Annotated in this window: 13 protein-coding genes; 3 read left to right on the top strand and 10 right to left on the bottom strand. The window is 70.5% G+C overall.

Features of this window, described 5'->3' with window-relative positions:
* Positions 1–9 precede the first annotated feature (9 nt).
* The 4 genes from GHC57_RS00765 to GHC57_RS00750 form a co-directional block, all read right to left on the bottom strand.
* On the bottom strand, positions 10–1086 hold the full coding sequence (locus GHC57_RS00765) for an enoyl-CoA hydratase/isomerase family protein (protein WP_153340092.1): 1077 nt from the start codon (positions 1084–1086) through the stop codon (positions 10–12).
* Positions 1087–1123: 37 nt separating this feature from the next.
* A complete protein-coding gene (locus GHC57_RS00760) occupies positions 1124–2263 on the bottom strand; it encodes an isobutyryl-CoA dehydrogenase (protein ID WP_153340090.1) in 1140 nt (379 codons plus the stop codon).
* Positions 2264–2392: 129 nt separating this feature from the next.
* Positions 2393–3100 carry an SRPBCC family protein gene (locus tag GHC57_RS00755; RefSeq protein ID WP_153340088.1) on the bottom strand — a complete coding sequence of 236 codons (708 nt, stop codon included), beginning with the start codon at positions 3098–3100 and terminating at the stop codon, positions 2393–2395.
* A 57-nt stretch (positions 3101–3157) separates the two neighbouring features.
* Positions 3158–4123, bottom strand: a complete 966-nt coding sequence (locus GHC57_RS00750) for an NAD(P)-dependent oxidoreductase (protein WP_153340302.1) — start codon at positions 4121–4123, stop codon at positions 3158–3160.
* A gap of 48 nt (positions 4124–4171) precedes the next feature.
* Between GHC57_RS00750 and GHC57_RS00745 the strand changes: the two genes are divergently transcribed.
* The gene (locus GHC57_RS00745; RefSeq protein WP_153340086.1) at positions 4172–5143 is read left to right on the top strand and encodes a 2-hydroxyacid dehydrogenase; all 972 of its coding nucleotides are present in this window, start codon (positions 4172–4174) and stop codon (positions 5141–5143) included.
* A gap of 410 nt (positions 5144–5553) precedes the next feature.
* Here the strand turns inward: GHC57_RS00745 and GHC57_RS00740 are convergent, their stop codons facing one another.
* Both GHC57_RS00740 and GHC57_RS00735 read right to left on the bottom strand, forming a co-directional pair.
* The gene (locus GHC57_RS00740) at positions 5554–6795 is read right to left on the bottom strand and encodes an MFS transporter (protein WP_153340084.1); all 1242 of its coding nucleotides are present in this window, start codon (positions 6793–6795) and stop codon (positions 5554–5556) included.
* Positions 6792–8444, bottom strand: a complete 1653-nt coding sequence (locus GHC57_RS00735) for an acyl-CoA synthetase (RefSeq protein WP_153340082.1) — start codon at positions 8442–8444, stop codon at positions 6792–6794. The genes GHC57_RS00740 and GHC57_RS00735 overlap by 4 nt, the downstream gene beginning before the upstream one ends.
* 160 nt (positions 8445–8604) lie before the next feature.
* Here GHC57_RS00735 and GHC57_RS00730 point away from each other — a divergent pair, with 160 nt between their 5' ends.
* Positions 8605–9651, top strand: coding sequence for an NAD(P)H-dependent flavin oxidoreductase (locus GHC57_RS00730; RefSeq protein ID WP_153340080.1), 1047 nt, complete (start codon positions 8605–8607; stop codon positions 9649–9651).
* Positions 9644–11179 carry a 3-hydroxyacyl-CoA dehydrogenase gene (locus GHC57_RS00725; protein WP_153340078.1) on the top strand — a complete coding sequence of 512 codons (1536 nt, stop codon included), beginning with the start codon at positions 9644–9646 and terminating at the stop codon, positions 11177–11179. The genes GHC57_RS00730 and GHC57_RS00725 overlap by 8 nt, the downstream gene beginning before the upstream one ends.
* A gap of 84 nt (positions 11180–11263) precedes the next feature.
* On the opposite strand, the gene GHC57_RS00720 is transcribed toward GHC57_RS00725, so the two are convergent.
* The 4 genes from GHC57_RS00720 to GHC57_RS00705 form a co-directional block, all read right to left on the bottom strand.
* A complete protein-coding gene (locus GHC57_RS00720) occupies positions 11264–11812 on the bottom strand; it encodes a F0F1 ATP synthase subunit B family protein (protein WP_246152032.1) in 549 nt (182 codons plus the stop codon).
* A complete protein-coding gene (locus GHC57_RS00715; RefSeq protein WP_153340074.1) occupies positions 11812–12303 on the bottom strand; it encodes a F0F1 ATP synthase subunit B family protein in 492 nt (163 codons plus the stop codon). The genes GHC57_RS00720 and GHC57_RS00715 overlap by 1 nt, the downstream gene beginning before the upstream one ends.
* 253 nt (positions 12304–12556) lie before the next feature.
* Complete coding sequence (locus GHC57_RS00710) at positions 12557–12781, bottom strand: ATP synthase subunit C family protein (RefSeq protein ID WP_153340072.1); 225 nt, start codon at positions 12779–12781, stop codon at positions 12557–12559.
* Between the two features lie 94 nt (positions 12782–12875).
* Positions 12876–13601: a F0F1 ATP synthase subunit A gene (locus GHC57_RS00705; RefSeq protein ID WP_170294596.1), complete on the bottom strand. Its 726-nt coding sequence runs from the start codon at positions 13599–13601 to the stop codon at positions 12876–12878.
* Positions 13602–13628 lie beyond the last annotated feature (27 nt).

Genomic DNA, 13628 nt, shown 5'->3' with positions numbered 1-13628 from the left:
CGATCCAAGTCAATCCAGCTTCAGTTCGTCGCCGTCGTCCAGCGGATCGAAGAACGCGGCCACGGTCTCCTCGTCCACGGCCGCCAGGGTCTCCGGCGTCCAGCGCGGCGCGTTGTCCTTCTCCAGGATGGTGGCCCGCACCCCCTCGACGAAGTCCGGTCGCCGCAGGAAGCGGCAGGCCAGCCGATATTCCACCTGCATGGCCCGGTCGAAGTCCAGGTGCGCCCCCAGGCGGAGCTGACGCAGCGTCACCTTCAGCGAGGTGGGCGACTTCCCGCGCAGCACCGCCGCCGTGTCCGCGCCCCAATCCTCGCCCATGGCGTCGAGCGCGGCCAGGATGTCTTCCACGGTCTCGCCCGCGAACGCGCGGTCGATGTCGGCGCGCATCGCCTCCAGGGGCGCCGCGTCGGGCTCCTCGTGGAACACATCCAGCACGTCGGTGATCGCCTGCCAGACCCGCTCCGGTCCCTCCGCCGGGGCCAGCGCGGCGCGCAGCGCATCCTCCACCTCGCCCAGACGGCCCGCCGGCAGGACATGGGTGGCGATGCCCGCGTGCAGGCAGTCCGCCGCCTTCAACCGGGAGCCCGTGAGGCCGATCCAGGTGCCCACCGCGCCCGGACAGCGCGGCAGCACGAAGGTGCCGCCCACGTCGGGGAACAGGCCGATCCCGGTCTCCGGCATGGCAAAGACGGTGTTCTCGGTCACGATGCGGTGGCTGCCGTGGACCGAGATGCCCACGCCGCCCCCCATGGTGATGCCGTTCAGAAAGGCGAGGTACGGCTTGGGATAGCTCTTGATGAGCCGGTTGAGGGTGTATTCCTCGCGGAAAAAGCCCCGGATGGTGGCGTCGTCGCCGGCCCTGGCGGCGTCGGACAGCGCACGGATGTCGCCGCCGGCGCAGAACGCCCGGTCGCCGGCGCCCTCCACCACCACCGCCTTGACGGCCGGATCGGCCGCCCAGGCCCGCAGGGTGCGGTCCATCTCGCGGATTTTGCTCAGCGTCAGCGCGTTCAGGGCGCGCGGTCGGTTGAGCAGAATGCGCCCAAGGCCGCGTTCGACCCCGAACAGGATTTCCGGTTCGCTCATGCGGTCTCTCCGCCTGGTCGCGGCGTCACCCCGTCCCTCACTCCGCCAGCAGGCGGCGGGCGATGATGACCCGCATGATCTCGTTGGTGCCCTCCAGGATGCGATGCACTCGCAGGTCCCGCAGCAGCCGCTCGACGGGATATTCCCGGATGTAGCCGTACCCGCCGTGCAGTTGCAACGCTTCGTCGCACACGGAAAAGCCGGTGTCCGTCGCCAGCCGCTTGGCCATGGCGCACAGTTGGGTGGCCTGCGGATCGCCGGCGTCGAGCGCCCACGCGGCCTTGTGCAGCAGCAGCCGCGCCGCCTCCATCTGCGTCGCCATGTCGGCCAGCTTGAACTGGCTCGCCTGGAAGTCGGCAATGAGGCGGCCGAACTGCTTGCGCTCGATGATGTAGGAGATGGCGGCCTCCATGGCGGCGCGCGCCCCGCCCAGCGAGCACGCTCCGATGTTGATGCGCCCGCCGTCCAGACCCATCATGGCGAAGCGGAAGCCGTCGCCTTCCGCCCCCAGGCGGTTCTGGATCGGCACCCGGCAGCCGTCGAACACCACGGCCGAGGTGGGCTGGCTGTTCCAGCCCATCTTGTGCTCCTGCTTGCCGAAGGACAGGCCGGGCGTGCCCTTCTCGACGATGAAGGCCGAGATGCCCTTGGGGCCGGGCTCGCCGGTGCGGGCCATGACCACGTAGACGTCGGAGCGCCCACCGCCGGAGATGAACGCCTTCTCGCCGGTCAGCACATAGCTGTCGCCGTCCTTGTCAGCCCGTGTCTTGAGCGAAGCCGCGTCGGAGCCCGCCCCGGGTTCGGTCAGGCAGTAGCTCGCGAACAGCTCCATGGAACACAGGCGGGGCAGGAAGCGGGTCCGCTGCTCGTCCGAGCCGAAGCGGTCGATCATCCAGCAGACCATGTTGTGGATGGTCAGATAGGCGGCGGTCGAGGGGCAGGCGGTGGCCAGTTCCTCGAAAATCACCGCCGCGTCCATCCGGCCCAGCCCCGAGCCGCCCACGTCGTCGCGGGTGTAGATGGCGGCAAAGCCCAGCTCAGCCGCCTGCCGCAGCGTGTCCTCGGGGAAGATCTTCTCGGCATCCCACTGTGCGGCATGCGGGGCCATGACATCGGTCGCAAAGGCCCGCGCGACGTCCTGGAACTGAACCTGCTCCTCGCTCAGACGGAAATCCATGATGACATCCCCTCTCCCTGGGTCTCGGCCGATGATGCCCGGCCGTCGGCACTGTTGGCGGGATCATACCGACGCCACCCGGCGGGGAAAAGGGCATTTTGTACGCTGCCGTATGGAACGACGGGGCGGTCAGGAGACCCAGGCGATGGCGCCCCCCAGAATGGCCAGGGCCAGCGCGCCCCAGGCCAGGACGCGAACGAGCCCGCCGCCGGTCAGGCGCAGCAGCACGGGCGGCGGCGTGGTCAGCTTCGGCACGCGCGCGGGCGGCAGGGACCGTCCGGCGGGGCTCAGCGGGACCGCCTCGCCGGCCGGTGTTTCGTCCACGTCGGGCACGGGCGCGACCGCCTCCGGCGCGGGCACGGTCTCGGCCGCCTCTTCGGCTTCGGCCTCGGGCACGCCGCCGACCCGCTGCGAGAACGCGCGGAAGAAGTCGTCCGCCGTCTTGCTCGCCACGCCCTTGACCAGCCGCCCGCCCACGCTGGCGAGCTTGCCGCCCACGGTGGCATGGGCCGTGTAGGTCATGACGGTCGCGTCCGGCCCGTCCTCGGCCAGGGTCACGGTGGCGCTGCCCTTGACGAAGCCGGCCGCGCCGCCCTGCCCCTGGCCGGAGATCACGTAGCTCTCGGGCGGGTTGATCTCCGACAGGGTCACGGTGCCGGTGAACCGGGCCGACACCGGCCCCACCTTGGCCTTCAGCTTGGCGGCCAGTTCGGTGTCCGAGACCCACTCCAGGCTTTCACAGCCGTCGATGCAGTGCTTCAGGGTCTCGGCATCGTTCAGGGCGGCCCAGACGGTCGGCCTGGGCGCCGGAATGCGGTGTTCCCCGCTGATGTCCATGGATCAGGTCTCCGGATAGGGCTGGGCATGGAGTCCGGACAGAACGGCAAAGGGCCGTCAGTCCCGGGCGATCATCCTGTAAATCCCCTGGGTGCCGTCCTCGCGGCCGCCCTCGGCGGCGAAGCGCTCGAACAGGGCGCGGGCCAGGGTCAGCACCTCCAGGTCCAGGTGCATGCGTTCGGCCTCGGCGCCGGCGATGCCCATGTCCTTGATGAAGTGATGCACATAGAAGCCGGGGGCGAAGTCGCCCTCCACCATGCGCTTGCCCAGCACGTTGAGCTGGAAGCCGCCGGCCGCGCCGCCGCCGATCACGTCCAGCACCTGGGCGAGATCGAGCCCCGCCGCCTTGCCGTAGGCCAGACCCTCGGCCACGCCGACGATGGTGCCGGCGATGACGGTCTGGTTGACCATCTTGGTATGCTGCCCGGCCCCGGCCGGGCCCAGCAGGGCGATGCTCTTGCCCAACAGGTCGAACAGCGGCTTGACGGCGTCGAACGCCGTCCGGTCGCCGCCCACCATGATCGAGAGGGTGGCGTTCTTCGCCCCCACATCGCCACCCGACACCGGCGCGTCCAGCGCCCAGGCGTCGCGCGCGCGGGCGGCCTCGGCGATGCGCTGGGCGATGCTGGGCGACGACGTGGTCATGTCGATGGCAACCGCACCCGGCTTCAGATGGGCGAGGATGCCGGTCTCGGCCGCGCCGTCCTCGCCGAAGTAGACGGCTTCCACGTCCGCCGGATAGCCCACCATGGTGATGACCACATCACAGGCGGCGGCCAGCGCGGCGGGCGAGTCATGCCAGGTCGCCCCGGCCTCTTCCAGGGGCGCGGCCTTCGCCCGGGTGCGGGTGAACACGTGCAGCGGATAGCCGGCGGCCCGCAGGTGTTCGGCCATGCTGCGGCCCATGATCCCCACGCCGACGAACCCGACCTGGGTGCGTCCCGGCGCCACCTCGATGATATCGTGCGCGGCCTGTGCCATCCGTGCCTCCCCGTTTTCGATCTGTCTTGCGCCGGGCCCCATGGCGCGCATGATGGGCCTGCGAATGTCCGAGACTATAAGGAGGATATCATGGCCGCGAAACCCGTGCTGGCGCTGGCGCGCACGCTCCCGGAAGCGGTGGAGGCCCGGGCCGCCCGGGACTATGACGCGCGCGTGGCTCCGGTCGATGCCCCGCCGCTGGGGGGCGAGGCGCTTGTGGGCCACGCCGCCGGCGCCGACGGCCTACTGGTGGCGCCCGGCAACGCGGTTTCGGCCGAGGTCATCGCCGCGTTGCCCGAGTCCGTGAAGGTCATCGCCACCTTCTCCGTCGGGTTCGATCACATCGACCTGGAGGCCGCCCGGGCGCGCGGCCTGATCGTCACCAACACGCCCGACGTGCTGACCGACGCCACCGCCGACATCGCCATGCTCTGCCTGCTCGGGGCCGCCCGCCGCGCCGGCGAGGGCGAGGCCATGATGCGCACGGGCGAGTGGATCGGCTGGGCGCCCACCCAGATGATGGGTGTCCAGGTCACCGGCAAGCGTCTGGGCATCGTGGGCATGGGCCGCATCGGCCGCGCCGTCGCCAAGCGGGCGCGGGCCTTCGACATGGCCATCCACTACCAGGACAGCAAGGAACTCCCGGTGGACCTGGCCGGCGACGCGGTGTTCCACCCGACCATCGAGGACCTGCTGCCGCACTGCGACGTTCTCAGCCTGCACTGCCCGGCGACACCCGAGACCACCCGCATGATGAATGCCGAGCGGCTGGCGCTGCTGCCCCGGGGCGCGGTGCTGGTCAACACCGCGCGCGGCACGGTGGTGGACGACGAAGCGGTGATCGCGGCGCTGAAGAGCGGCCAGCTCGCCGCCGCCGGCCTGGACGTGTTCACCGGCGAGCCCAACGTGCACCCGGGCTACCGCGACCTGCCCAACACCTTCCTGCTGCCGCACCTGGGCAGTGCCACCATCGAGACCCGCAACGCCATGGGTTTCCGGGCGCTCGACAACCTGGACGCCGTGCTGCTGCGCGGCGGGGCCCCGGGCGACCGGGTGGTGTAGGAAAAAACGGGGTCATCACGGAATTCCGGGGCAATGGGGCTTCACGGGACGTTTCGTCGGGTGCAGACCGAACGCCCTCCACTGGCAAGGCGATTAGAGTCACACATCTCGACGCGTGCCACGGACCGACGAATGTGCCGGACGGGGCTTGCAGCCCCGTCCGGACCGTTTGTCATTGCGATAGGGATGAACGGTCCGGGCGGGAGTGCAACTCCCGCCCGGCCTCGGGTCTCGCTGCTCCCGTAAGCCCCCCTCCCGACCTCCCCCATGAATGGGGGAGGAGTCCCGGTCCACCAAGGAGCCGGCCGGACTCCCTCCCCATGGAATGGGGAGGGTTGGGGAGGGGTTGTCTGGGGTGACCGCCACGGTCCACAATCCATCCGACCCCGATTGTCCGTGAGGACCCTGTTTCAGCGTCCCGGCGCCACCGCCGCCTTGGGGCGGGCCTCGCGAAGGGCCAGGAGCCAGAACAGCAGGCTGACCACGGTCACGATCCCGGCCATGGCCCCGAACGCGCCCGCCTGCCCCAGCGCGCTCACCATGGGCTGGCTGACCACGGGCGAGACGAACTGGCCCAGGAAGATGCTCGTGGTCGTGCCGCCCACCAGCCGGCCGCGCAGATGGGGCGGGGCCAGGCCCATCAGCCAGTTGGTGATGTTGGGGAAGGTCAGACCCACCCCCAGCCCGGTGAACAGCAAGGCGATCATGAACGTGATCTGGCCGCCCGCGCCCCACACGCCCAGGAACCCCACGGCGATCAGCCCGAACGACAGGCCGAACACCGCCGGCGCGGAGACCCGCGCACGGACGTGGCGGTACTGCATGGAGCCCACGCCGCCGGCCACGTTCATGGCGGCGATGGCCACCCCCGCAATCACCGGCGCGACCACGCCCATCTCGCGCAGCAGGAACGGCGCCTGCGTGGGCACCATGTAGAACGACACGTTCAGCATGAAGCCGGCGAAGTAGACCAGCGCGATCAGCGCCCAGTTGGCCCGCGCCGGCCCGTCGGACGGGCCCTCGACCGGCGGGCCGTCCGGGTCCCCCTCGGCGGCGGGCGGACCCTTGCGCCGGTCCGGCTCCCACAGCACCAGCACCAGCGCGGGCAGCAGCGCCAGCGCCATCAGGTAGACCCCGAACGGACCCCGCCAGTGCAGTTCGGCCACCGCGCCGCCCAGCAGCACGAACACCACCCCACCCCAGGACATGAAGGCGGACATGCTGCCCATCATGCGGTTCCGGCGTTCGCCCCGGTAATAGTCGCCGATCAGCGTGATGGTGGTGGTCATGACGCAGGCCACCGCGATGCCCAGCAGCGCGCGGCCCGCCAGCAGCGCCATCAGGCTGTCCACGTACAGGCCCGTGGTGCCGCCCAGCACGTACAGCACCGCGCCGGTCACGATCACCGGCTTGCGGCCCAGGCGGTCCACGATGAGTCCCGCCACCGGCGAGCAGATGGCGATGAACAGCGCCGGCAGGGTCAGCACCAGCCGCGAGAGCACATCCACGCCCGGCACGTCGGCGAAGTGGTCATACAGCGCCGGCAGCGAGGGCGAGATGGTCGCCCCCGCCATCACGGTCAGCCCGGCCGCGCACAACAGGGTGGTGCGGACGGCCAGACGGCCGGCGCGGTCGTCGGGAGACTGGGTCAAGCGCCGCCATCCTCGATCAGGCGCCGGACGTGCTCCCGCAGGCGGAACTTCTGGATCTTGCCGGTGGAGGTCTTGGGCAGTTCGTCGAAGATCACGGTGCGCGGGCACTTGTAGTGCGCCAGATTGTCGCGGCAGAAGGCAATCAACTCGGCCTCGGTCACGGTCGCGCCGTCGCGCAGCTCCACCACCGCCACCGGGGTTTCGCCCCACTTCTCGTCCGGCTTGGCGACCACGCCGCAGGACACCACGTCGGGGTGCTTGTACAGCACGCCCTCCACCTCGATGGAGGAGATGTTCTCGCCGCCCGAGATGATGATGTCCTTGGAGCGGTCCTTGAGCTGGATGTAGCCATCCGGATGCACCACCCCCAGGTCACCGGAGTGGAACCAGCCGCCGGCCAGCGCCGTGTCGGTGGCGTCGGGGTTCTTCAGATACCCCCGCATGGTGATGTTGCCGCGGAAGAACACCTCGCCGATGGTCTCGCCGTCGCGGGGGACCGGCTCCATCGTCTCCGGATGGCCGACCATCAACCCGTCCTCGACCACGTAGCGCACCCCCTGGCGGGACTTCAGGCGGGCCTGTTCCTCCATGTCCAAGTCGTCCCACTCGCTGTGCCACGCACAAACGGTGGCGGGGCCGTAGACCTCGGTGAGTCCATACGTGTGGGTCACATGGAAGCCTTCCGCCTGCATGCGCGCCAGCACCGAGGCCGGCGGCGGGGCTGCGGCGGTCATGACCTTGACCGTGTGGTCGAACGGCCGCTTCTCGGCCTCCGTGGCGTTGATAACGAAGCCCAACACGATGGGCGCGCCGCAGAAGTGGGTGACGCCATGCTCGGCGATCCCATCATAGATGGCCTTGGCGCTGACCTTGCGGCAGCACACGCTGGTGCCCGCCAGGGCCGCCATGGTCCACGGGAAGCACCACCCGTTGCAGTGGAACATGGGCAGGGTCCACAGATAGACCGACTCGTGCGGCATGGTCCAGGTGACGATGTTGCCGATCCCGTTCAGGTACGCGCCCCGGTGGTGGTAGACCACACCCTTCGGGTTGCCCGTGGTGCCCGAGGTGTAGTTCAGCGAGATCGCATCCCACTCGTCCCCCGGCCAGGTCCAGGCGAAGTCTGGATCGCCCTCGGTCAGCAGGTCCTCATAGGTCGTCTCGCCCAGCAGGTCGCCCGCGCCGTCGGCCTCCGGGTCGTCGATGTCGATCACCGGAATCGTGTGATCCAGCTTGGCCAGGGCGCTCTTGACGGTGGCCGAGAACTCGCGGTCCGTCACCAGGATCTCGGCCTCGCCGTGATCGAGAATGAAGGCGATCTCGTCGGCGTTCAGGCGCACGTTCAGCGCGTTCAGCACGGCGCCGATCATGGGCACGCCGAAATGGGCCTCATACAGCTCGGGCGTGTTGGAGCCCATCACCGCGACGGTCGAGCCCTTGCCGATGCCCCGCTTCGCCAGCGCCGAGGCCAGCCGGCGCGCCCGGGCGTAGGTCTCGGCCCAGGTGTAGCGGCGCGCGCCGTGGATCAGCGAGGTCTTGTCCGGATAGGCCAGGGCCGCGCGCTCCAGAAACTGCAGCGGGGTCAGCGGCACATGGTTGGCGGCGGTCTTGTCGAGGTGGGTTTCGTACTTGTCCGGCGTTCTGGGCATGGCGCGTCGGTCCTCCCTGGGTCGGTGTTTGCCCCGTGATGTGTCCCATCATGTGTCCCTCCTGATAGAGCAAAGCCCGGCGGCGGGAAAGGCCGGTTCCCTTTCCGGTCCCGGGCCGGTATGAGGGGACGCACACCCGCCGCGCAGGACCCCTCCCCCGATGGCCCGCCACACCGCGCCTCTGTTCGAAACCGCCGTCACCCGCCTGCTGGGGATCCGTCATCCCATCCTGTGCGGCGGGCTCATGTGGCTGTCCACCGCCCCCTATGTGGCCGCCGTGGGCCGGGCCGGCGGCATCGGCTTCCTGACCGCGCGCACCTTCCCCGACCTGGGCGCCTTCCGCGCCGAGATTCAGGCCTGCCGGGACCTGGCGGCGGGCGCGCCCTTCGGCGTGAACCTGCACCTGTCGCACCGGCCCGAAGCCAACGCCCTGATGCCCGCGTACGTCCGCGTGCTGGTCGAGGAGGGCGTGCGGGTGGTCGAGACCTCCGGCCTGAGCCCCACCGCCCTGCTGCCGGCGCTGCGCGAGGGCGGCTGCACCGTGCTCCACAAGGTGGCCGCCATCCGCCACGCCGAGCGCGCCGCCCGGGACGGCGTGGACGCCGTCACCGTGGTGGGCGCCGAATGCGGCGGTCATCCCGGTCCGCGCCCGCTGGGCACCATGGTGCAGACCCCCTTGCTGGCCGCCCGCGCCCTGCCGGTGCCCGTGCTCGTCGGCGGCGGTATCGGCACCGGCGCGCAGATCGTGGCCGCCCTGGCCATGGGCGCGGCCGGCGTGGTGCTGGGCACGCGCATGCTGGTGGCCGAGGAGTTGCAGACCGATCCCGCCATCAAGCGCCGCATGGTCGAGGCGGACGCGCAGGCCTCACGGCTGGTGCTGGCCGGGCACCCGGCCGCCATGCGGGTGCTGGACAACGCCACCGCGCGCGCCGTGGCCGACCTGGAGGCCACCGGCGAAACCGACTTCGCGGCCTATCGCCCGCTGGTGGAAGGTGGGCTCCAGAAACAGGCCTACCAGACCGGCGATGCGGACCAGGGCCTGCTGTCCATGGGCCCGGCGGTGGCCTTCGCCGACCGGGTCGAGCCGGTGGCAGCGATCTATGACCGCCTTTTGACGGAGGCGGCGGCCGCCCTGGAGACCCTGGGCACCCTCACCCTCCACCCGCACCCGACCCGAAAGACGGAGGCGCCGAACCGCCATGCCTGACCATCAGCCGATCCGCACCGTGGGCGTCGTGGGCGCCGGAGTCATGGGCCGAGGCATCGCCCAGGTGCTCGCCCAGGCCGGACACACCGTCCGCCTGACCGACCGGGACCCGGCGGCGGCCGAGGCGGCCCGCGCCTTCGTCGCCGACATGCTGCGCCGCGCCGCCGCCAAGGGGCGCATGACGGCCGCCGAGGCCGAGGCGACGACCGCCCGCGTCGTGGTGTGCGACGGGCCGGCCGCCATGGCCGACGCGGATCTGGTGATCGAGGCCGTGCGCGAGGACATGGCGGTCAAGACGGCGCTGTTCCAGGCGCTGGAAGGCATCGTCCGGGACGACTGCATTCTGGCCACCAACACGTCGTCGCTGTCGGTCACGGCGGTCGCCGCCGGCTGCCGCCGGCCGGGCCGGGTCGCCGGGTTCCACTTCTTCAACCCGGTGCCCTTGCAGAGGGTGGTGGAGGTGGTCGCGGGCGAGCGCACCGAGCCGGCCGTGATCGACACCCTGTGCCGGGTGGCCGAGGGTGTGGGCCACACCGCCGTGCGCTGCCTCGACTCGCCGGGGTTCCTGGTCAACCACGCCGGACGCGGGTTCTATACCGAGGGCCTGCGGGTCCAGCAGGAGGGCATTGCCGATCCCGTCACCATCGACCGCATTTTGCGCGAGGCCGCCGGCTTCCGCATGGGACCGTTCGAGCTGTTCGACCTGACGGGCATCGACATCTCGTTCGCGGTGATGGAGCAGGTCTACCGCCAGTTCTTCGACGAACCCCGGCTGCGTCCCGCCCCCATGGCGCGGCGACGGGTGGACGCCGGGCTGTACGGGCGCAAGGCGGGCCGGGGGTTCTATGCCTACCCCGAGGGACGCCAGGCCGTACCCCCGGACCCGGCCGTGCCCGACGGCCCCGTGCCGCCGGTCTGGCTGTCGCCCGCCGAGGTCGCACTGGCGCGGCCCGTGCGCGACCTGCTGGCGGCGGGCGGGGTCCACCTGGACGGGGGCGCGCGCCCGGGACCGGAGAGCCTGTGCCTCGTCACGCCGGTGGACACGGACGCCACCTCGGCCGCCGTCGCCCAGGGCCTGGATCCGACCCGCACGGCCGCCGTCGATGCCCTGTTCGCGGACGGCCGCCTGACCCTGATGCTGACCGCCGTCACCGCGCCGGAGGCCCGCGACGGCCTGCGCCGCGCCCTGGCCCTGACCGGACGGCCGGTCAGCGTCATCAGCGACAGCGTGGGATTCGTGGCGCCGCGCGTGGTGGCGACCATCGCCAACATCGCCTGCGAGATCGCCCAGCAGCGCATCGCGGCCCCCGACGATGTGGACCGGGTGGTCAAGATCGCGCTGGGCTATCCGCTCGGGCCGCTCAGCCTGGGCGAGGCCATGGGGCGGCAGACGGTGTTGCGCCTGCTGGAGGGCATGCAGGCCTTCTACGGCGACCCGCGCTACCGGCCGAGTGCGTGGCTGCGCCGCCGCGTGCTGCTGGACATGCCCCTGACCACCCGAGAGGCGGAGGCCGTGCGGGCGGGGTGATCCCGTCCCCACCCCACGCCAAAAGGCCGGCGGAGGGATCCGCCGGCCTGTTCGGTCGTCGTTGTCGGCGGCAGGACCCGCCGGTCAGTGCAGGCGCCGGGGCAGATCGTCGATGGCGGCATCCACCAGGGCGCCCTGGTGGCGGTCGTCCAGACGCTCGGCGATGATGCGCTCGGCGGCGGCGACAGCCACGTCCACCATCTGGGCGCGGACCTCGCGCACGGCCTGGGCCTCGGCCTGAGCAATGCGATCCTCGGCCTGACGCTCGCGGCGGGCGATCGCCGTTTCCAGATCGTCGGCGGCCTTCTTGCGCATGCGCTCGGCCTCGACGTGAGCGTGATCGACGATCTCGTCGGCCGTCTTCATCGCTTCCTTGTGCTTGTGCTCGTACTCGGCCAGCAGGGCCTGCGCCTGCTCGCGCAGGGTACGGGCCTCGTCGAGCTTGCCGCGGATGCGATCGGCGCGACCGTCGATGGCTCCCAGCACGCCCTTGCGCGCCTTGATGACGACGAAGCCGACGACGATCACGAAGGCGACCAGCACCCACGCTTCGGCATGGCTGAAGAATCCGCCGGCGGCGGCGGCGTGCTCGCCGGCGGCCCCGGCGGTTTCAGCGGCTATGGCTTGGAACATCAACGGGCCTCCCGCATGACGGCGTCCACGGACTGGCGGGCGGCTGTCTCGTCCACGGCCTCACCCATGAGCTTGCCGGTCACGGCCGAGGCCACGTCGGCGGCCACGTCGCGCACACCCTCCAGCGCCTCGGCACGGGCGGCGGCAATGCGGGCCTCGCCGTCCTCGATCCGCCGCGCCAGGGCGTCCGACACCTCGCGGTTGCGGGCGTCGGCGGCGCGGGCCAGCTCTTCGTTGGTCTCGCGCAGGACGGCCTGCGCCTTGGCGCGCGCGTCGGCGAGGGCGGCCTCATAGCTTTCGATGGCGGCGTCCGTGCGGGCCTTCAGGTCGGCGGCCCGAGCCAGATCCTCGTCGATGGTGCGCTGACGGCTTTCCATCACCCCGCCAAGGCCGGGCATGACCAGCTTCACGACGAGCTGGTACAGGACGAAGAAGGCAACGGCCAGCCAGAAGATCTGGGAGGCGAAACTGGATGGGTCGAATTGCGGCATCCTGACGGACTCCGGTCGGTCGAGGGTCCCTCACTCCGGGCGGGGCCCCGAGAAGGGGCGGTCCGCGCGGATGGACCCGGTGCGCAAAACCGCCCACGGCGACGGCACGGTCGCGTGCGGCGCGCAGGGCGGTCCGGTCCCCGAGCCCCAACCCGGCGGGCGATGCCCGGGGTCGGACCTCGATCAGCAGGCGGTACGGACGGCGGCGGGACCGGGGCGCCCCGGGGGGCGCCCCTCCGCGCCGGCGCAGGTCCTAGCTGAACAGGACGATCAGCGCGACCACCAGGGCGAACAGCGCGATGGCCTCGGTCACGGCGAAGCCGATCCAACCGTACAGCTCGACGTTCGCCTTGGCGGCCGGGTTGCGGCCCACGGTGGCGATCAGGCTGGACCAGATGTTACCCACACCGATCCCGGACCCAATCATGCCGATGGCGGCCAGACCGGCACCAATCATCTTCGCGGCTTCAGCTTCCATGTTCCCAGGTTCCCTTGGTTTGACGCGGATCAGGTAAGTCGGAGGTCGCACGGCCATCCCCCGGCGCCGGGCAGCCCCGGCCCCGGGCGTGCGCCTAGTGCATGTGGATGGCGTCGTTGAGGTAGATGCAGGTCAGGATGACGAACACATAGGCCTGCAGGGCGGCGATGAAGAACTCCAGCACGGTGATCCCGATCACGGCCACCAGCGGCACCACACCGCCGACCAGGCCCAGCGCCACCACGAACCCGGCCAGCACCTTCAGCATGATGTGACCGACCGTCATGTTGGCGAACAGTCGGACCGACAGGCTGAAGGGCCGCGACAGATAGGAGATGATCTCGATCGGGATCAGGATCGGGGCGGTCAGGATCGGCGCCCCGCGCGGGAAGAACATGCGCAGGTAGCCGAGGCCGTGGCGCATGAAGCCGATGATCGTGACCGCAATGAAGATCGCAAGCGCAAGCGCGCCGGTCACGGCGATGTGCGAGGTGAACGTGAAGTTCCCGGGTACCATACCCAGAATATTGCCGAAAAACACGAACAGGAACAGGGCAAAGATGAAGGGGAAGTACTTCATCCCCTCTTTGCCAACATTGTCCCGGACCATGTTGGCCACGAATTCGTACATCATCTCGGCGACGGACTGCATCCGCCCGGGCACCAGCGACAGGCGCCGGGTGCCGGCGTAGAAGATCAGGGCCGAGGCGCCCACGGCGAAGGCCATCGCCAGAGACGAGTTGGTGAAGGACAGATCGAGGGGTCCCACGATGATGGGCACGATCGGCTCGATCTGGAACTGTTCGACCGGATTCGCCACGTTGCTGTTTCCCTATCCGTCCTGTCC

Origin of the sequence: Roseospira navarrensis (genome assembly GCF_009601025.1) — a bacterium.
Classification (GTDB): domain Bacteria; phylum Pseudomonadota; class Alphaproteobacteria; order Rhodospirillales; family Rhodospirillaceae; genus Rhodospira; species Rhodospira navarrensis.
Note: the sequence above shows the minus strand (reverse complement) of the source record. Positions and strands in the feature narration are given on the sequence as shown.